At 45.8% G+C, this 20,458-nt stretch carries 15 protein-coding genes and 2 pseudogenes; 12 read left to right on the forward strand and 5 right to left on the reverse strand.

All coding sequences use genetic code 11. The annotated features are described in order from the left end of the window. Window positions 1-396 precede the first annotated feature (396 nt). The 5 genes from ACX5J7_RS11320 to ACX5J7_RS11340 all read left to right on the forward strand — a co-directional run bounded on the left by ACX5J7_RS11320 (window position 397) and on the right by ACX5J7_RS11340 (window position 7,955). Window positions 397-4,107, forward strand: coding sequence for an ATP-binding protein (locus ACX5J7_RS11320; protein ID WP_015066653.1), 3,711 nt, complete (start codon window positions 397-399; stop codon window positions 4,105-4,107). Then, complete coding sequence (locus ACX5J7_RS11325; protein ID WP_015066654.1) at window positions 4,104-4,739, forward strand: condensin complex protein MksE; 636 nt, start codon at window positions 4,104-4,106, stop codon at window positions 4,737-4,739. Before ACX5J7_RS11320 ends, ACX5J7_RS11325 begins: the two co-directional genes overlap by 4 nt. Then, window positions 4,736-5,953, forward strand: a complete 1,218-nt coding sequence (locus ACX5J7_RS11330) for a hypothetical protein (protein WP_015066655.1) — start codon at window positions 4,736-4,738, stop codon at window positions 5,951-5,953. The genes ACX5J7_RS11325 and ACX5J7_RS11330 overlap by 4 nt, the downstream gene beginning before the upstream one ends. A 340-nt stretch (window positions 5,954-6,293) precedes the next feature. Beyond that, window positions 6,294-6,686 carry a TerB family tellurite resistance protein gene (locus ACX5J7_RS11335; protein ID WP_015066656.1) on the forward strand — a complete coding sequence of 131 codons (393 nt, stop codon included), beginning with the start codon at window positions 6,294-6,296 and terminating at the stop codon, window positions 6,684-6,686. A gap of 33 nt (window positions 6,687-6,719) precedes the next feature. Next, a complete protein-coding gene (locus tag ACX5J7_RS11340; protein WP_474376039.1) occupies window positions 6,720-7,955 on the forward strand; it encodes an alpha/beta hydrolase in 1,236 nt (411 codons plus the stop codon). Between the two features lie 107 nt (window positions 7,956-8,062). Here the strand turns inward: ACX5J7_RS11340 and ACX5J7_RS11345 are convergent, their stop codons facing one another. The 3 genes from ACX5J7_RS11345 to ACX5J7_RS11355 all read right to left on the reverse strand — a co-directional run bounded on the left by ACX5J7_RS11345 (window position 8,063) and on the right by ACX5J7_RS11355 (window position 14,157). Beyond that, the gene (locus ACX5J7_RS11345; RefSeq protein WP_020743174.1) at window positions 8,063-11,179 is read right to left on the reverse strand and encodes an efflux RND transporter permease subunit; all 3,117 of its coding nucleotides are present in this window, start codon (window positions 11,177-11,179) and stop codon (window positions 8,063-8,065) included. Next, window positions 11,172-12,230 carry an efflux RND transporter periplasmic adaptor subunit gene (locus tag ACX5J7_RS11350; RefSeq protein WP_041702655.1) on the reverse strand — a complete coding sequence of 353 codons (1,059 nt, stop codon included), beginning with the start codon at window positions 12,228-12,230 and terminating at the stop codon, window positions 11,172-11,174. Before ACX5J7_RS11350 ends, ACX5J7_RS11345 begins: the two co-directional genes overlap by 8 nt. Before the next feature lie 142 nt (window positions 12,231-12,372). Next, window positions 12,373-14,157, reverse strand: coding sequence for an ABC transporter transmembrane domain-containing protein (locus ACX5J7_RS11355; RefSeq protein ID WP_020745004.1), 1,785 nt, complete (start codon window positions 14,155-14,157; stop codon window positions 12,373-12,375). Window positions 14,158-14,345: 188 nt separating this feature from the next. Here ACX5J7_RS11355 and ACX5J7_RS11360 point away from each other — a divergent pair. Beyond that, window positions 14,346-14,588 (forward strand): annotated as a pseudogene (locus ACX5J7_RS11360) (DsbA family protein); the annotation flags it as partial. 25 nt (window positions 14,589-14,613) lie between these two features. On the opposite strand, the gene ACX5J7_RS11365 reads toward ACX5J7_RS11360, so the two are convergent. Next, a complete protein-coding gene (locus ACX5J7_RS11365) occupies window positions 14,614-15,108 on the reverse strand; it encodes a hypothetical protein (RefSeq protein ID WP_474115785.1) in 495 nt (164 codons plus the stop codon). 388 nt (window positions 15,109-15,496) lie between these two features. On the opposite strand from ACX5J7_RS11365, the gene rpsP reads away from it, so the two are divergent. The 5 genes and pseudogenes from rpsP to ACX5J7_RS11390 all read left to right on the forward strand — a co-directional run bounded on the left by rpsP (window position 15,497) and on the right by ACX5J7_RS11390 (window position 18,213). Continuing rightward, window positions 15,497-15,748 (forward strand): 30S ribosomal protein S16, encoded by a 252-nt coding sequence (gene rpsP / locus ACX5J7_RS11370; RefSeq protein WP_015066663.1) that lies wholly within the window; start codon window positions 15,497-15,499, stop codon window positions 15,746-15,748. Window positions 15,749-15,771: 23 nt separating this feature from the next. Beyond that, window positions 15,772-16,293, forward strand: coding sequence for a ribosome maturation factor RimM (rimM, locus tag ACX5J7_RS11375; protein WP_020743178.1), 522 nt, complete (start codon window positions 15,772-15,774; stop codon window positions 16,291-16,293). After that, entirely contained in the window at window positions 16,294-17,055 is a 762-nt protein-coding gene (trmD, locus tag ACX5J7_RS11380) for a tRNA (guanosine(37)-N1)-methyltransferase TrmD (protein WP_015066665.1), read from the forward strand. Between the two features lie 18 nt (window positions 17,056-17,073). Continuing rightward, window positions 17,074-17,433, forward strand: a complete 360-nt coding sequence (rplS, locus tag ACX5J7_RS11385) for a 50S ribosomal protein L19 (RefSeq protein WP_024015986.1) — start codon at window positions 17,074-17,076, stop codon at window positions 17,431-17,433. 128 nt (window positions 17,434-17,561) lie between these two features. After that, window positions 17,562-18,213, forward strand: a pseudogene (locus ACX5J7_RS11390) (trimeric intracellular cation channel family protein). Window positions 18,214-18,285: 72 nt separating this feature from the next. Here ACX5J7_RS11390 and ACX5J7_RS11395 read toward each other — a convergent pair. Continuing rightward, on the reverse strand, window positions 18,286-19,002 hold the full coding sequence (locus ACX5J7_RS11395) for an enoyl-CoA hydratase/isomerase family protein (protein ID WP_020744902.1): 717 nt from the start codon (window positions 19,000-19,002) through the stop codon (window positions 18,286-18,288). A 363-nt stretch (window positions 19,003-19,365) separates the two neighbouring features. Here ACX5J7_RS11395 and ACX5J7_RS11400 point away from each other — a divergent pair, with 363 nt between their 5' ends. Further along, entirely contained in the window at window positions 19,366-20,454 is a 1,089-nt protein-coding gene (locus ACX5J7_RS11400) for a 3-deoxy-7-phosphoheptulonate synthase (RefSeq protein WP_015066668.1), read from the forward strand. Window positions 20,455-20,458: the final 4 nt, after the last annotated feature.

The raw sequence follows: 20,458 nt of genomic DNA on the forward strand, positions 1-20,458 counted from the left end.
ACTAAGGGGGGGGCTTTTTGTTATTAGAAGACATTGTGTATGCCGATTGTATTAAATTGGTTAAAAAGATGCTCTAAAATTGGTTAACCAGCGAGAGGGGGATATCAATATTTTCTATAAAAATAGCGGCTCGAGAAAAATGACTTGGAATACGGGGAATCGAATGACTATGGAAAGTGTTTGAGAAACTTCATTACAATAGCGCGCTTTATAACCAACAAATCAACCTGCGTCTGTGCAAATTAGCGAATTCATAATACACTGACGGGCTACATCGTGCGCGTGTACTTGCTTTAATAAAAACACGTAGTTTGAGCCCTTATTGGCATACGCAAGCGAGTACCGTTTAGTGCAGCGTGGCGTTTCGCGCGGCAGAGTTATTGATACAGGAACACTATGGCAGGCTTAAAACGTATTATTCTTATCGACACGCATTTACCAGGCGTGGTCGAGCTAAAGCTTGATGGACACACCAATATTTGTGGTACCAATGCGTCGGGTAAAACTACGCTACAGCGACTGATCCCCGTTTTTTATGGCGAATACCCTAGTCGCGTTGTACCCGCCACCAGAGACAGTTTTGAACGTTGGTATCTACCTCGCCTGTCTAGCTTTATTATCTACGAATACACGCGCGCCGAAGGTGATCTGTGCCAAGCTGTATTAAGTTCTAACGGTACTGGCGTAAACTACCGCTTAATTGGAAAGCCGTTTGATATCAACGACTATCTGATAGAGCAAAAGAGCGGTAAACACGCAAGCGTTAGCAGCGCCGAGCTTGCTCGCGCCATGAAGCGCAATAACGTCATGGTCACCAGCTTGCTTAATACCAAAGACTTCCGCGCAATTATTCAAAATGATCATGGCGTGCTAAACCAAAGCAACAACGCCCGGGAACTATTAGGTTACGCCAAAATTTTTAGTCTGTGCGTGCCGTCAAAGCACATGCGCCATATTGAGAAGTTGGCAAAAGCGGTTCATTCCAAAGAAGGCAAGATGGAAACTATCAAAGCCATGATAGCGGCTATCTTAGAAGAGGATGGCGTTACACCACCGACTTCGGGCTTAAGTCGCCACCGCGTAGATGACTGGATCAAAGAGTGTCACTTAATTAAGCAGTTCGATAAAATTCGCCCAGAGTTTTCAAAGCTCGAACAGGCTGACATGGCTTTAACGAGCACAGAGCAAGTGCTTGCTAACCTGAAACATAGCTTTGAACTTGATAAAACTTATTTGGCTGCACGTGTTGAAACCACAAAAAATGAGCTTGATGAAAACAGCTTTCAGCGCAAGCAAACTGACAGTGAATGGGGTGATACAAGGGATCACTTAAACCAGGTTATTTCCTCCGCCCGTGCTGATGTCGAGAAGTTCACTAGCGAGCTTGATACGGTAGAGCGTGAGTTCGACAAATGGCAAGACGAGAACATTGAACAGCTTAAAGAAGACGTAGCAAATCTAGCCCAATGGCAAAATGAAAAAGCCATGGCCGACAGTCGCTATGTTTTGCTAACCGAAAAACACCAAGATATTGAGTCTGCTTACAATAAACGTTTAGCCGAGCTAGGCGAAAAGCTGTCTATTACGCTGGAAGAAATATCTGCTGCTCGCCAAGAAGCAGCAGAAAATAAAGCCGAGCAGCAGCAGAGCGAACGAGAAGCTCTAAGTCGAATTCGCGATGACTATAACGGTCAGTTAACGGCTTTGCAGAACGACTACCAAAATAGTTTAAATGAGCTAAAAGTAGCAGAAGCTGAGCTGAAGGCTTCGCTTACCAATGCAGGTTACAATGAATTCGAGCAGTCTCAACTTGATATCTTAGATGCAGCCATTAAAGAGGCGTCAATTAATGAAGATGCAGCGCGAGGTGAATTAAGACAAGCGCAGCAAGCGCATAGTAGGTCGGTAGAGTTCCGAAAAGAGTGTTCAAATGCGCTCGATAAAGCGCGCGCTGCTTTCCAACAAGAAGAGAAGGCCGTTAATAAAATTAACGGGCTACTTTACCCCGGTGAAGGTTCGCTGCTTGAGTTCTTGCGCGCTAATGTTGATGATTGGGAACTGTCGTTAGGTAAAGTGATTCGTCCAGAGTTGCTTGAACGCTCAGATTTAGCGCCAGAAATGACTACCGATGCGCCGAGCGACAGCAGCAGCTTTATGGGCGTTAAGTTAGCGCTTACTGAACTCGATACCCCAGATTACGCCTTTACTGAGCAAACGCTCAAGCAGAAACTGCAAGAAGCAGAGTTGCGTCAGGCGGCAGCGCATGCCGCCCAAAACGAATGTGAGCAGCGATTAGCAAAAGCTAATGAAGAAGTGCGTAACGCAGAATTGGTGGTAACACAAAAAGACAACGCCGTTAAAAGTGCAGAGGCGACGCGCAAGCGTGCGCAACAAGACCGCGATACCGTACTAAGTGAATATCAGCAGGCACTCTCTGCACGAAAACAAAAAGCCAAAACGAAACTTGAGGCTAACCAACAGTCACAAAAACAAGCAAAAGCACAATTTGAGCTTAGCCGAGACGAAATAAAAGATCAGCAGCGCGAAGCCGAAACCGAACACAAGTTCCACTGGCAGCAGCTTATTTCCGATAGCGAAGCGCGTATTTCAAAAGCCGATAGCGATATGCGTAAGGCAAAAGATAACGCGGCTCAAGATAGAAAAGACATGCAAGATTGGCTGGAAAGCGAGTTAAATAACCGCGGTGTCGACGTTGATGAAATCGGCCAGCTTAAAAAGCAAATTAATAAGCTTAAAGAAGACATTACGCGCACCGAAACCCACCGTCATAAAGTGGCCGACTACGAACGTTGGTACACCAATGTGTTTAATAAGCAAAAAGTGGTATGGCAAGAGGGCTTATCTAAGTCGCGTAAGCTGTTGGGTGAGTCAGAGCGTAATTTAGCGAGCAAGCAGGCCACGTATAAAGCTACTCGTGAACAGCTTCAAGAGCAACACGCTCAGTTAGAAGCAACCCTTAAAACTGCTAGCGACCATTTAGAGCAGGTGAAAACCTTAAGTAAATCGTTAGCTAAGCTAACGCTGCATGCAGGGGATGAAACTGCCGAGATTAAACACGATGACGTGAGTATCAGCCAGCGTATCTCAGAAGTGCAAAGTCAGCTTCAAGAGCGAGAAAACTTGCTAAGCGATATTCGCGCCTACGTAGAAAGGTTCGATCAGTTAATTGCCGCGCAAGCTGGTACAGGCCTGTCTGATACTTGGGAGCGGGCTCGTGAGGAGTGTGCCACGCTTAATGCACATGGCGTGAAAAGCTTTGACCACCGCCGTATGGTGTCGCACCTCGCTCAGCTTCTGAACGTTATTGTGCCTCAAAAACTTCAGGGGCTTCGTGAGCAAGGGCGTATTTTCGGTGCCGATCTTTCACAATACTATTTTGTATTAGCCGACATCGACAAGCGTATCGTGTCACAAAGCCGTCGTATCACCCAAGAAGTTGATGGTGAGCTATTCCTAGATGGCGTGTCTGACTCTGCAGTTAAAATTCGCTCACGCATTAGTGAACTTGAGTTTTGGCCTGAGTTAGAGCAGTTCAGAAAACTTTATGAGCACTGGATGGAAGAGGGGGCTAACGAATTACCGGAAGAAGAGTACGGTTTAAGCATGCGCCGTGTTCTTGATATCCTAGGTCGCGCTGCGCTCACCGGCGGTATTAGCAAGCTTCTTGATATCGAGCTGCATCTGCGTGAAGGTAATAGCGACCTTGTTATCCGTACCGACCGCCAGCTAAACGAGTCATCAAGCCACGGCATGGCTTACCTCATTTTATGTAAGTTCTTACTCGCGTTCACTCGCCTGTTGCGCGGCGATGCCGATGCGACTGTGCATTGGCCTATTGATGAGCTCGGCACGCTTCACCAAAGTAACGTGAAGAAGATTTTTGATGCCTGTCAAAATAATAACATTAGCGTAGTCGGCGCTTTCCCTAACCCTGAATCGGAAGTACTTACGCTATTTGAAAACCGTTATCTTATCGATAAGGTGACGCGTCAACTACAGGTGGTTCAGCCCAAAGCGAGTTCGATAGCAGCACGCATTAAGGCAAGAAAAGACAGTGAAGCAGCAGGTGAGGAGACATCAGCATGATGACAGAACAAGGCCGTGTACTAAGTGCACTTTTACAAGGCGCGTTTATTTGTCAGATCACCGATGAGGAAGCGTGGCGCTTTCTGAAAAGTAGGGATAATGCCGCGCAACTAGAGCCTCACCTAGCTTTGCTGAACCGCACGCTTTCAACTACCGCTGAAGGGGATGTGTTTTTTGCAAGCTACCTCACCATAGGTGAGAGCGAACGCAAGGTGTTAACGCAGCAGTTTCAAGATACGGCATCTAACTTAGTGCCGCTCGTTGAGTGGCTACTATTGGTGCAACAGGCGAATGAGTCTGATATGCCTATTACTATGGGCAGCGCAATCCGTTTAAACGAATTGCAAACGACCATTGAAGACACACCGGCTTATGCTGAGCAACTAGAAAAAATTTCGCGCTACCGCATGTTTGGCTCAACCAGTGTCAACCTAGACGGACAGCTAAAGCAGGTATTTAAACGCTTAACCGACATGGGCTATTTAATAAAACCAAATCCAGATAAGCAAATTTACTTGGGAACGGGAAAGGTTGAGCACCTTTATGAAATGCTGCGTTTTATCGATGAAACCGAAGCGTTGAGTTTATCTGAGCAGGCGGAGGCCGCTATTTCGCAAGGTAGCTTGATATGAGTCAGGTATTAATTCAGGCCGGTACTAAGCTATTAAATGCATTAGGGCGGCACAGCGACCTGATAATGCAGGCGTATGTTAACGGATCGGTAAAAGAGCGGGATTACAGCCCTAAGGTACTAGAGCAACTTGTGCAGCTAGGTGTACTGTGGCGTCCCGAAGCGCAAAGTGAACTGCGCCTTAAAAGCGCAGTGCGTACGCTTTTAGAAGGGAGCTTGCAAGACGATCGTAACCGCACTATTAATGCGAATATTGGCGCGTCATTAGCTAGCCTTAAAACCCTTACTGAACATTATAAAGAAGCGCTTCATTACAATAAATACAATGAAGCGGCTGCGCACATGAGTGATTTGACGGAACATGTTTATCAGCTCTCTGAATCGCTAAGCAATAGCGTTCGCGTGATGTTTGGCCGCATAAACAATGAGTTTGGTTACGTGTCGTCGGTTGAAGCAAAAATTCGTGAAAACGAGCTAGCTCAGGGGCAGGTAACGGATTTACTGGCGCAGCTTGAGTGTTTCCGCTTTGATGAGTTAAGTGAACTGGCGGGATCTAACCGTGAATTACGTCATCTGCTGGTGGTATCACTACAACAGCGCTTTGCAAAAGCGGCGCAGGAATTGTCGGTAGTTCAAGCGCGCTTACTAGACTTGCTTGGTCGTTTCAGAGAGTTTCAAGGGCGTACACGTTTGCTTAAAGGCTTTTTGCTGCATATGGAGCAGCAGCCAGATTTTGCACCGGGCAACTATGCTAACCTAACCAATGTACCTGTATTGTTTAATCAGTCAGCATCTATTATTGCAACGGCAGCGCCTGATGTTAACAATGTAGAGCATGAAGCGGATTACCAACATATTGTCGCGGCGTTGTCTCACATCCATAAGCGTCAGTCAAAACACGAAGACACTAAACCCGCTGATATAGACGTTACTGCACAATCCACCGTATCGCTGGAAAAAGACCCGCTACAAAAAGCGGTAGAAGACTACTTCTGCGATGTCATCGATTCGGGCCAACCGAAAACCGCACTCGATTATTTTGAGCAGCATGCGTTGGAGTTTGACCCGGAAGTATGGATTTACCAAGTGATTGGCGGCTATCAAGCCTTAGATGAGCAGGATAAGCAGTTTTTTGCATTAGAACCCCACGGTAAGAACGATAAAGTCTATACCGGCAACTTCTACATAAGTGATATTACTCTAGGTCTGCGATAACAAAGAAGATCTTCAACTTATCAAATGTTTATCACGCCCAGCGGTTTTATATGTAATGACACTGGGCGAAACTATTTTGTTTTCTCTACCATTAAAACCAATTTAGATACTTGGAACACGCCGAAAAGTACCTATAATACAATAGGTGTTTACACTTATTTAACATAGTGAACTTAAAGATTCATGGCAGCGTAATATGTCTGTCAATCGCACGGACTATGCTTACAAACGTGCGGTGAACACTAGGTCTGGCTCACGAAAGTCGGTCTTACTGTAAGTTTCTGCAGGATGCAGAATAGGTTGTGGTACTGCCGCGTACAGTACGAAGAGGAAGAGTGTTATGCAATTATCAGAACAACAAAGTTTCAATCAAGCCCTAATCAAATTATCAGTATTGCTCTATCAGGTGGACGGTATGGTCACTTTATCAGAACAAGACTACCTAAATGCGATGGTCGACTCATTAGACTGGCAAAGCCCAATATGTCCAGAAGCGTTTTTAAACGATACGATTTACCAAACGCGAAAGGCCATAGATACGGGTGATGCCATTACCTTCTTACGCAGTTTAAAAAACGATCTCGCTTTCGATGCAGAAAAGACCATGGAAGTTGCTATGGCTATTACCGGAGTAGACGGTGAAAGAAGTGATGAAGAAACGGAGTTATTGTCTCTTCTTACGCATAAACTGCTAGCAAAAGCGTTGGTTTCAAGTAACGATACGCTGCAGTAAGGCCTTTCTTAGCTTTTAACTTCAGCGGTCAAAATGTCTATATTTAGTTTTTATGCGGCACGTTTGTGTGCCGCTACTGTTGCCCTGATTTCCCTTAATGGCTGTAGCGTGTCGCACAGCACACAGTTCTCTGACAGTGACCAGCGCTTTCCTACAAGCGTAGATTCATATAGCAACTATTTAAGGGATGTTGAGGCATACCTGTACGCCCAGCGCGTTTTTATTGGTAACAATAAAGCGCAGGAAATAACAATGAATATGCCTTTTGAGTGCGCGTCACAGGTAAGTGATACCGGTATACTTTTAGTACACGGCTTAGGCGACTCTCCCTATTTCTTTCGCGACGTGGCGCAGGCACTTTGTAATGAAGGTATTCGGGTACGAACTATCTTATTACCTGGCCACGGTTCAAAACCCGGCGATATGCTAAGCGTAAGTTACGAGCAATGGCAAAATGAGACGAATCATCATATTCGCCTTTTCTCACGTGAAGTAGAGAATATGTATATCGGTGGATTTTCAACGGGGGCGAACCTCACCACAATCGCTAGTTTCTCAATGGCGGAAAAATACGATGTTAAAGGGTTAATTCACTTTTCTCCCGCGTTTAAATCGCGCTTCTTTGTTTCTCGATTGGCCCCCTATATTGACCAGCTATTCCCTTGGCCTAATGTGGAAGAAGAAGACAATCCAAGCCGCTATAATTCTACGGCCATGCCAGGCTTTGCTGCCTATCAGGAAAGCGTAAATGTGCTACAAGATTTGTTTTCACAAAGCAACGAAGAAGCGCGTACCCTAAAGGTACCGGTTTTCATGGTCGTTGCGGAAAAAGACAGTGTGGTCGACACTCAAAAGATTGCCGAGCAGTTCCGTGATAATTTTACTCATGCGAAAAAGTGCCTGATTTGGCAAGGAGAGCATTCCCCTGCGCTACCTTCAAAGCTTATTGTTCAACAAACTATGAAGTTGCCGCAGCAGCGAATTAGTGCCGCTTCGCATATGAGTACACTGTTTTCCGATAAAAATTCTTTATATGGCACGCAAAGCCGTTTTCGCATTTGTGACAACGGGCAGGGTAGCGATGAAGAGGCGCGTTGCAATGCCGGCGAAGAGGTATGGTATGGCCCTTGGGGATACAACGCTGAGGAAGAGGAAGTAGGCAATGTATACGCAAGGCTTACTTATAATCCGTACTTTGACACTATGGTAGAGCAGCTGCTCGCGTTTACAGGCAAGTCAAAAGCAAGCAGGCTTTGTGCGTCAAACTAAAGCCATAAAAAAACCTAAACCCTGGTTTCATCTATTTATAACGAGCAAATAGTGAGACATGGATTTAGGTTTTTCTGCATAGGGCTTTTTAGCCTTATTGGCTATAGTTAGGAATGCTGTGCTTGAGCATCTTCCATTTCTTTTTCTAGCTTAGCGCTTTCATCAGCTCTGGGTTTTGTGAATCGCGCTAACGCTAAATAAAGTACCGGCGTGAGATAAAGGGTAAACACAACGGCAATCCCCAAGCCGCCAAAGACCACCCAACCTATAGCATTACGGGCTTCTGCGCCTGCTCCCGTTGACAATATAAGCGGCAGGCCACCGAGTATAGTCGAAACAAGTGTCATCATAATGGGGCGAAGTCGCACTTTACCCGCTTCAACAATGGCGTCATAAATATCAAAGCCCTTATCGCGCAATTGGTCAGCAAATTCTATTAGAAGAATGGCGTTTTTCGCTAAAAGACCAATTAACATCACCAACCCAATCTGAGAATAAATATTAATACTCGTACCCGTTAAAAATAATGCGTAGACCGCGGCAGCAATACCGAAAGGTACGGTGAGCATGACCACAACAGCGCTGTTAACACTTTCAAACTGCGCTGCGAGTACTAATAACACAATGATAAAAGCCAGTACGTAAGTTAGCGCGACTTGTTTGGATGTTTCTTCAAAAGTTTGCGCTTCGCCTAAAAATACAAGGCCAATACCATCAGGTAGTGTATCGAGGGCAAGCGTGCGAATTTGTTGCACCACTTCACTAAGTGCCACGTCCTCTGGTAATTCCATTTCTACTTTTATTGCGCGGCGCTGCGCTTGACGCTCAAGCTCAGCTGCTACCCCTTCTTCAGTTATATAAGCCACACTAGAAAGCGGTACCAAATTACCGTCAGTACTTTTCACATAAAGGCTCGTAAGTTCTGATGGGTCAAGCGTGCTGCGATTATTGGTCTGCAACATAATAGGAATGGCTTGATCGCCTACGTTCAAGTCGGCAATGTCATCGCCGTTGACCGCAGCCCGGAGTGTGCTGGCAATATCGGTAAGCGGGACGCCGAGTTCTTCGGCGCGGCGTCTGTCGATGTTTACCCGCATTTGAGGCTGGGTAGGGTCGTAACTAATACGAGGCCTGCCAAGCTCAGGTAGGGTGTCTTCTAATTGCCGGGAAAAGCGCTGTGCAGCCTTAAATATATTCTCGTACGTGTCACCGGTAAGGGCGATTTCAAGACCTCCACCTTGCCCGCGAAGGTTAAGGCTGTTACCGCCAAATGCGTTGCCCGGCGCGCCAGGAATTTGCTGTAGTTTAGGGCGAATCTCGTTAACGACGTCTTGCAGCGACGTGTCTCGTTCATCCCAATGTTTGAGCGGTGCCGTGATAAAGACGATATTAGGATCCCATGATCCAACCACCGTATAAATCGAGTCGATGGTGCCGTTTTCTACATAAGGCAGCAGCAGCTCTTCCATTTTCTCTGCTTGTCTGTCCATAAAGTTAAGTCCTGCGCCGTCAGGCCCACGGGCAAATATGCGTATGGTGCCCCTGTCTTCGCTTGGCAATAGCTCATTATCGATGTTTTGCGCCAGAATGTAGGCACCGCCGCCCGCGGCTAAGCTCAATATGCCCACAACCCAGCCATATTTAAGCGCTTTGAGTAGCGACGCTTGGTAAACCCTCAAACACGCGTGGCCAAATCGGCCGAACGTTTTGCTAAATAGGCCGGTTTTACTGGTTTGTTTTACCTTCAAACGGGCCGTTAATGCAGGTACAAGAGACAACGCTACAAAAGAGGAGATAACCACTGCACCCGCTAGTACGCCACCAAATTCTCTAAACAAACGCCCTGCGGTCGAAGGCAAAAACGCGATAGGAATAAATACAGAGGCAAGTACGGCTGTGGTGGCAACCACAGCAAAGAAAACTTCTCGAGTGCCTACTACGGCTGCAGCGCGCGCACCTAGTCCCATGCTTCTGCGGCGCTGAATGTTTTCAGAAACGACAATGGCGTCGTCAACTATCATTCCGGTGGCAAGCACCAAAGCGAGCAAAGTGAGTATATTTATGGAAAAACCCATTCCCCAAATAATAGCAAGTGCACCGGCAAGCGATACGGGTATAGAAAGCGCTGGAACAATGGTGGCGCGCCACGAGCCAATAAATACAAGAAGGGTAACCACAACAAGGGCTATGGTCAGGCTAAGGGATACGACCACCTCTTTAACTGAATCTCGAATGAATTCAGCATCGTCAGCGGTAACCACAATATTCATATCAGCAAAGCGTTTATCAAGGTCTTCGACCATTGCCAACACTTCATCTGATATTTCAATAGTATTTGAACTGGCCTGGCGTATTACGCCTACACCAATAACAGGCGTGCCGTCCAAACGGACTACGCTGGTGGTGTCCGCTGGGCCAAAGTAAACGCTGGCCACATCGTTAATACGAATATCACCGGTGACAACAATATTACCTACATCTTCAGCAGATACGGAGGTGGCATCGGCCCGCACAATTAAGGCTTGCTCGGCCGATTGAATACTACCTGCAGGAACATCAAATGGCGCAAGGGCGAGAGCATCGCCAATATCACTCATCGACAAACCAAAACTGGTTAAACGAAGAGGGTCAACAGATACACGTAAAACGCGCTCTCGGTCACCATTTAGCGTTACGTCGGCAACACCTGGAATACTTAAAAACAAAGGCGCGACATCGGTATCAACACGTTCGGTTAGGGTCTCCATATCTAACGTATCGCTAGATATGGCCAAACTTACCACCGCTTGTGCGTCACTGTCAGCGCGAATAATCGCTACTTGTTCAACGTCTTCGGGAAGCTGGCGTTGAACACGGCTAACCGATTCGCGAACCTCGTTCGCCGCATCTTCTAAATTCACGCCTGGTCGAAATTCAACCCTTACTCGGGCAGAGTTTTCTTCACTTTGTGCGTATATGTTCTTAACACCGCTTACTCGCGCAACGGCACCTTCAAGGCGTCCGGTTACCTCGGCGTCGACGGTTTCCGGTGACGCGCCAGGAAATTGCGCAGTTACCGTTACTCGCGGGGTGTCTACATCAGGAAGTTCACGAACTTCTAGGCCACTAAGTGCGGCAAGCCCGGCGATAGCAATAAGCAAGTTAAGTACAACGATAAGAACCGGACGTCGTATCGACAGAGAGGGTAAATCGCTTACCGAAGAAGATAGGTTTGAATCACTCACCTTGAGGCCCTCCGGCCAACTCGGTGGTAATTTCTTGCCCGGAACGTAAACGCTGAACACCTTCTGAAATTAGCGTGTCACCTTCTTCAATATCACCAGAAACTAAAATTGTTCCTCTTAGGCGTTGGTGAACGCTTACATCGACTTTTTTCGCTTTACCATCTTCAGCTAACCAAATGTAGGCTCCGGTTGCTCCCCACAATAATGCTGCTTCTGGAATGGCTGCAAATCGGTCGCCTTCAATACTTAAATTAACGCGGAAACTCATGCCCGGACGAAATTGATCCGATGAGTTGTCAAGCAGTGCTCGGGCGCGAAGGGTTCGGTCTGCTTCATTGATGCGAGAGTCTACTTGTGCAATTTCTGCTTTTACACGCTTCTCTTTGTCGCTCCACGGCTCAAGCGTAACATTCGGCGCATTAAGCAATACGGGTAAGGCGGCTTCGGGCGCCTTAAAGTTGATGAAAAGTTTACTTCTGTTGTCTAGCGTAGTGATAACGGTTTGCTCGTTAATTCGGTCGCCAACTTCAACCTCAGTAAGCCCGACTACGCCATCGAATGGCGCGATAATGTGTCTATCTTCTAAATCGGCTTGCGCTTCTTCAAGCGCAACTTCGGCAAGATCACGTTGCGTGCGAGCAAGGTCAAGTTCGCTAACGGGCACTGCGCCTTGTTTATAGCTAGAAGCCAAGCGTTCTACCGTACGCTGTGCATCTTCTAAGGTAAGCTTCGCGCGTTTAAGCGCTGTTTGCTGGCGTCTGTCGTCAAGACGTACTAGCACTTTTCCTTTTTCTACTGATTGGCCAGGAACAAAGTTGATTTCAGTAACTTCGTCAGAAACGGCAGGGTAGAGCACGATAGAGCGTACCGCTTCTGCACTGCCCACCGCTTCAACTTTGCGCGTTTCGTTCATAAACTCAATGGGCTTGGTAACCACGAGCTTAGCTTGTCGGTCGCCCATAAACTGCGCGTTGGCAGTGGGTATCATCACTAAAAAAAGAGCACAAAGACGTGTCCATGTCTTCATCGCATCATAGACTGAATTTTTCATTTTAAACCCGTAGCGTTATTAAGGCCTGTCGAACGTTGTTGTACATTTTTACAGCGGCCTCGTTTTATTGTTTTACCAAAGCGACCATTAATTAGGCGATTGGTTAACCTCGTTGTTTGTACCGTATAGCACCACAGGCAGTTCAGCTAAGCAATTGCAGTTCAGCGTATTCCCTGTACAAGGTATCGCTTTTCATAAGAGAGGCGTGATCGCCGCTGCCTACAACTTGGCCTTGGTCCATCACTAAAATGCGATCTGCGTGCTGTACCGTTGATAGTCGGTGAGCAATCACAATGCTCGTTTTCCCTACCATCAAACGGTCAATAGCTTGCTGAACCATACGTTCACTCATGGCATCTAGAGCGCTGGTGGCTTCATCAAGCAGTAGAATAGGGCGGTCAGCTAGAATGGCACGGGCGATGGCAATCCTCTGCTTCTGACCGCCAGAGAGTTTGACGCCTCTCTCACCTAGTTGCGTGTTATAGCGCTCATCTAGGTTATCGATAAACTCATGGGCAAAGGCTTTTTTGGCTGCGCTAATTACTGCCTCATCGCTAGCTTCTGGATTGCCGTAGCGAATGTTTTCTAGCACGGTATCTGCAAAGACCACGGGTTCTTGCGTGACCACCGCAATGTGGTGACGCAGGTGCTCTACTGGCATTGTATCGATGGGCGAGCCATTAAATAAAATTTGCCCGGAGGTGGGATCGTAAAAACGCATTAATAATTGAAACAGGGTAGTTTTACCCGCCCCGCTAGCGCCCACGAGGGCAAGTCGTTCCCCTTCACGAATATCAATGTTTAGGTTATCGAAAAGAGGTTTACTATTGGGGTAGGCAAAGCTGACATTTTCTAGCTGAATTCTAGGCGCCGCTTTTGATATGTCGATGTTAGTGGCGGCAGATTTCACCGGTATTCCGGCATGGGTGTTAGCACTTTTAATCGCAGGTTCAGTGGTAAATAATTCGTACAAACGCTCACTGGCACCGACACCTCTTTGCACTTCACCAATTACTTCGCTAATGGTGGCTACACTACCCCCTGCCATCACGGCGTAGAAAAGAAAAGCGGAAAGTTCACCTACTGTCATTGTGCCGTCTAGCACTTGGCGCGCACCCACCCACGCGATAAAGATAATGGCTGTCATGCTAATGCACATAATGCAGCCAATAAGCAAAGAGCGATAGTGAATACGCTTTTTAGCCACATCCATAGCAAGCTCTACTTTTTTAGAGAAGTGCAAGCGTTCTGCATTTTCGGCGGTATAGGCCTGTACGGTCATTATTTCGTGAAGACTTTCATCGATACGGGCGCCTAAATCAGCCACTTTATCTTGGCTTTCTTTCGCGTATCGGCGTACCTGTGGTGCTAATACCTTTATTGGTACTAAAACAGCTGGAACTGCGACAATCACGCAAAACGTTAGTAATGGACTTGAAAAGGTCATTAGTATTAAAGCGCCGACAAAGGTAACCACAGAACGTAAAGTCATAGATAGACTCATACCGACAACAGTCTGAATAATCGTAGTGTCACTAGTAAATCGAGAAATGACTTCTCCGGTTCTAAGCTCTGCAAAAAACGAAGGGGGGAGAGACAATAAATGTGAGTAAACTTGATTTCTAATATCAGCGCTTACTCGCTCGCCTAACCAGGTCATAAGGTAAAATCGAGCGTAAGTCGCCAGGCAGGCAACAATCGTAATAGCAAGTACCATTACAGTTGCTTTATTTAATGTATCTGCCGCGTTTTCAATAAAGCCACTGTCGATGGCATACTTTATTCCTTGCCCTAAAAGTAGCCACGCAATAGCCGCGGTGAAAAGAGCAATAACCGCCCCTACAACGCGTGACTTGTAGTGAAGTAAATGTGAGCCAATCCACTGTAATACTTGTTTTGTCGATACATCAGCTAGCGGTGTTGTCAAAATTACCTCGTTGTGCGCATTACTTCTTGATAGCGGTGTGTTTACAACACCATTTAATATTGATGTTTGGATTATACGGCAAAGTAGGTACATTAGACGTCAGCAATGCGATTACAATGGCAGTATATACGCTGGGATGAAAATAGAGGGGGCTATTCATGTGCAGTTGATGCTGTGCGTTTGCTGAAGAAATAGGGCTTGATGTCGAGAGTTTCGAATTGGATCTCAACAGTGAAAGTACAATTGAGCAATTAAATGAAGAAATGCATATGGCTCGTAGTATAGGCGCCCAGGGCTTTCCCAGCTTAATACTCAAATCAAACAAACTTGCCAAGGCAGAAGAGACAAAATCACGAGCGCTTAAAAACGCTCAGTGGCAAAACATACCTTACGATTATAATGACGCAAGTGTAACCCTACGTCGTCTGTAACCGTTATTGAAAAAAGCGCGTACTTTTAAACTGTGCCTTCCTTGCATTGTTCAAGGCGTAAATCTCCCACCGATTTTGGGTATTCAACACGGGTTGTAACGATTTCAGAAACAGGGACGCCAGAATCCGTTTCTTGGAGCCATACTTTCATATCGTGATGGTCACGAGATTGGTTGAGCGAGTAACGCTTGCCGCCTTCTAAGTTTACATCTAGCCTAACTATCGCCTCGCGAGTGGTACCATCAGGCAGGTCAGTGTTTACGACACTGGCTTGAACAAATAGAACATGCTCTCCCGGCTCAACATCCCGAAGAATTAACGCACCGTTAGGGCGTTGGTTAAAACACATCAACTTTACGTACTCTCGCTTATTGTCAAAGGCTTCTCCGCGGTTAGCGAAAAAGTCTATACGAGCTTCATTGGGTTGGACTTCTGCTTGTTGTGTGACCATATCTGTAGCGGATGAACACGCGAAAAGTGGAGCAATTGATGTAGCGAGTATGAGTGATGATAATTTCATTCGAATAATCCTTCTTCGTGATCCATTTACTGAAGCCTTTGATTAACAAATGCGCCAGAGAAAAACTAAAACCCAGTTAACTGCCATCCTTTAAACTGCATATGGCTTAAGTTTTTTATCCACACTAAATCCTAGTGCTACGTTAACAATACACCACCAGATGATATTTTAAAGAAATTTGCGAAAGATCATGCATGTGTATTTGCGTTCTTAGGCCATCGCCTACTTACGGGAGCGATATTGAACTAAACAAAGGATAAATCAGGTTTTTACTTGCATTGAACGGTGATATCCGTATAATTCGGCGGCCTTCCAATTGGCGTCTAATTTTTAGACGTTAAATGAAGGCTTAAGTTAACGGTAACGCTACAACGAGTTTGAGGCATTTATGGTTACTATTCGTTTACAGCGTGGTGGCGCGAAAAAGCGTCCATTTTATCAACTAGTGGTTGCTGATAGCAGCCGTGCAAGAAACGGTCGTTTCATTGAAAACATCGGTTTCTTCAACCCAACTGCACAAGGTCAAGCGGAGCGTCTTCGCGTAGATCTAGAGCGTGTTGATTACTGGGTTGGCGTAGGCGCGAGCTTATCAGATCGCGTATCTAGCTTGGTAAAAGAAGCGAAAAAATCTGCAGCGTAAGCTGTCATTAACTGGTGGTATAGATGAGTCTAGCGTCTGACAAAGTGATTGTTGGCAAAATTGGCGCACCGTACGGTGTTAAAGGTTGGGTCAAAATCAACAGCTATACAGAAACGCCAGAAGGTATTTTCGAGTATGCGCCATGGTTTATTGGCGAAGAAAAAGAATACCAAATTGACCAATGGCGACCGCACGGTAAAAGCCTCGTTGCAAAAATTGTGGGCGTTGATAGTCGAGACGATGCAGAGCGCATCAAAAACTTGGATATCAACATAAACGCTTCACAGCTGCCTGATTTAGGTGACGAAGGGGTTTATTGGCGTGAGCTCACCGGCATGAAAGTGGTAACAACGCAAGGTTACGACTTAGGTGTGGTGAAAGAAGTGTTTAATACAGGTGCTAACGACGTGATTCACGTTAAAGCGAATGTAGGCGATGCTTTTGGTCAAAAAGAAAGACTATTGCCTTTTGTGTTCGACGAAGTCGTACAAGAGGTGGATAAGGAAGCGAAGGTCATTAAAGTTGACTGGGACCCGGGGTTTTAAGTGACACCGGAAAAGTGGTTCGGCGTTGTTAGCCTGTTTCCAGATATGTTTGCCCCATTCACTCAGCAGGGTGTAATAGGGCGAGCTGTAAAGTCTGGAACCGTAATGGTTGACACGTTTAACCCCCGTGACTTTACTCATGACCGCCATCGCACAGTTGACGACCGCCCCTACGGAGGCGGCCCCGGCATGTTGATGATGGTAAAACCGCTTACCGACGCAATACAGGCTGCCAAGAAAGTTGGCGGCGAAAACAGTAAGGTGATCTACTTATCACCCCAAGGGAAACCCCTTGATCAGGCTGGCGTTCAGCGCCTAGCCAGTATCGACCGCACAATTTTAATTTGTGGTCGATATGAAGGTATCGACGAGCGAGTAATCGAAAGCCATGTAGATGAAGAAGTCTCTATTGGTGATTACGTGCTAAGCGGCGGTGAATTACCTGCAATGGTTCTTATGGACGCAGTTGCACGGTTAGTTCCTGGCGTGTTGGGGCATAAAGCTTCAGCGGTTGAAGATTCTTTCACTGACGGTCTTTTGGATTGTCCGCACTATACGCGGCCCGAAATACTCGATGGTCAAAAGGTGCCCGAGGTGTTGTTAAGTGGTGATCATGAAAAAATTAGGCAGTGGCGATTGATGCAGTCTTTAGGTAGAACCTTGCAGCGTCGCCCTGATTTGTTAAATCACCTAGCTCTGACTGAGGAGCAACAACGTTTGCTTGATCAATATCAAGCACTGTTGCGGCAAGATGACAGTTAACTAGGACGAGAGGATATGATGAGCAAAGTCAGTCAAGATATCATCAAAAAAATCGAAGAAGCACAGCTAAAAACTGATGTTCCTGCGTTTGGTCCAGGTGACACAGTAGTTGTAAAAGTTCGCGTTACCGAAGGTGACAAAGAGCGTCTTCAGGCTTATGAAGGTGTTGTTATCGCTAAGCGTAACCGTGGTCTGCACTCGTCTTTTACCGTGCGTAAAATTTCTAGCGGCGAAGGCGTTGAGCGTGTGTTCCAAACACACAGCCCGGCAGTTTCTTCAATTGAAGTTAAACGTCGCGGTGCGGTTCGTCGTGCTAAGCTTTACTATCTACGTGAGCGTTCAGGTAAATCTGCACGTATCAAAGAGAAGCTTAACTAAGATTACTAATCCTTGCGTTATTGTTAACTTCGAAAAAACCCGCTTCAAGCGGGTTTTTTTGTGCTTAAAATCCGATCTTTTTTCTGTTTTATCCATTACCTACATTAAGGTTTTTAATAGAGAGCAGAATGACTTCCGAATATTTTATCGTGCTAGGCATTATCGGTGTTGCCTTCTTCGCTATATCAGGCGCACTGTTGGGACACGAAAAGAATATTAATGGTTTCGGTATAGTGGTTGTTGGCGTAATGACGGCATTAGGCGGCGGAACCTTAAGGGACCTATTGTTAGGTAAACCTATTTTTCTGGGTAGATAGTTCTGAATACCTTTTAGCAACCTACAGCGCAATATTTGTTACCGTATTATTCATACGCTACTTCCCATCACCTTCAAATTTTTATTTCATCTTGATTGATACAGTAGGGCTTGCCATATTCAACGTGATAGGCATAGAAAAGGCATTGATTAGCGGAACAGGAATGATTGTCGCATTAACCATGGGGATGACGACAGGCATCTTTGGCGGTTTGATGAGGGACGTTGTTTGCCGAGAGGTTCCCTATGTTATGCGTGGTGATGTTTATGCCAGCGCTTGCTTCGCCGGGGGGCTTACTTATGCTGCGCTATTTGCGCTCGATATACCTTACATATGGTGTATTTTAGGCTCTATTGGCGTTACGGTGCTATTGCGGATTGCATCACTTCACTGGGGCGTCAATGTTGACCTGTTCAGAAAGCGAACGCCTAGACAACAGAAAAAAGAGAGTAGCACTGAATAGCCACTAGTGTCAGCGCTATACAAGGCTGTGTAAAACGCTCGCGTTACACAGCTTGCATGAGAAAAACGTTATTTAAACCATAAGAGTAAGCGCTTCAATCATGGGTTTATTCTCTATATTAATGGTGTGGATAATATGCTTATGCAGGCGCTTTTTATGCTCGGCAAAAATACTACGCTTTTTGTCGAAGGTTTTTGCATAGTTTACTGCGCCTTCTATCAAAGACGCCTGTGAGTCATATGCTTTTTCTACAACATGGTCGTCTTCTAACTCTTTACCAGAAACACGTCTGCCAGATAACTTCATTTCGTTAAAGCGGTAGTAAGGCATTGCCTTTTTGACAAACTCAATCATGCCCGGAAGAAAAGGAATAGATAGGTCAACTTCTGGAAAACAGAAGAAACCTTTATCTGCGCGCATAAACCGGAAATCACACGCGCACGCCAATATAGCACCATTGCCAAAAGCGTGACCGTTAATTGCCGCTATCACAGGAAGTGGGTAAAGCAGGAGTGTTTTAAACACGTCGTCCATGTCATACATGAACTGCTTGATCTCTTCAGTACGAGCAGCTTTCATCGCCGGCATCAGCCAGTCAGTATCAATGCCTAAGCTAAAACATTTTTCGTCGTTTGACGTGATCACCAGTGCTTTGCAATCTTCATTGCTTTTGATGGTATCTAATGCAGACAGCATCTCTTTGGCAAAAAGCGGGTTGTGGCGGTTTTCACCATTTTTCATGGTTAACGTGGCAACGTGGTCTGTGTAGGTGATAACTAAATTATGCATTGTTTTCTCGTTATTATTGCGTTGTTGCAATAATACAAAATCCTTGAGAGGAATGAGAAATTTAGCTTATTTATGTTGGTTAATTATTCTAGCAGCGGTTAAATGACCGAATCCTAACTGCCGGTCATTATTTAATCGAATGCTATCGATGCTTGCCAATAAGTCACGCTGTTTTGCTACGAATCTAGCTTAGAATAAAGTATTATTCGTTATTGCTTGCGCTATTACGCTTAAGTTGTTAAAAAGTCAATGACGTTAAAGAAATATAGAAAAAGCTGGTTGTACAATAAAGTTTACATGCCGATTGCACACTCTTTTAGCGTTTTAGTTTTCCGTTTTTTATTTGAAGTTAAGAGAGCTCCCATGATCAAGGACACCGTAAATAATGTTCACGTAAGTACAGAAGATGTACTTATTACCCCAGAAGCGTTAAGCGCTGAACTGCCTGTTTCAGACAAAGCGCTCGCCGCCATTTCTGATTCTAGAAAAATCGTTTCAGATATTATTCATCGCCGCGACCATAGAATGCTAGTTGTGTGTGGTCCATGCTCCATTCACGATGTAGAAGCTGCGAAAGAATACGCGCTTAAGCTGAAAGAACTTCACGAGTCATGCAAAGATACACTCTTTCTTGTAATGCGCGTTTATTTTGAAAAACCGCGCACTACTACAGGTTGGAAAGGCCTAATAAATGACCCCCACATCGACGGTACGTTTGATATTGAAACGGGCTTACGTAAAGCAAGAGAACTACTGATTTGGCTAGCAGAGCTAGAGCTGCCTGTTGCAACCGAGGCGCTAGACCCAATTAGCCCACAGTATCTGGCAGAGTTATTTAGCTGGGCGGCTATCGGAGCGCGTACATCTGAATCTCAAACTCACCGTGAAATGGCAAGTGGTCTTTCTATGCCAGTGGGTTTCAAAAATGGTACAGATGGAAGTTTAGATATTGCGATTAATGCCCTTAAATCGGCCGCATCTGGCCATCGCTTTATGGGTATTAATAAGCAAGGTCAGGTAAGCATTATTGGGACCAGCGGTAACCCAGACGGCCATATTATCCTTCGTGGTGGTAAGCAGCCTAACTATGACTCTGTGTGCGTGTCTGAGTGCGAAATTGAACTACAAGATGCGGGCCTAACCGCGGGCTTGGTTGTTGATTGCAGCCATGCTAACTCGTCTAAAGATTATCGCCGTCAGCCGTTAGTTGCGCAAAACGTGGTGAACCAAATTCTTGAAGGCAATCAGTCTATCATTGGCGTTATGCTAGAAAGCCACTTAAAGCCTGGTAATCAAAAAGCAGAAGGCAAAAAGCCTGAAGAACTAGAATACGGGGTTTCGATTACAGATGGTTGTATCGACTGGCAAACCACAGAAAACTTAATTACTCAAACCAGAGATAAATTAATAACTGTGCTACCCTTACGTCAAAATAAGCGCACGGTGGCTTAAGCCT

It is taken from the genome of Alteromonas infernus (genome assembly GCF_902705815.1).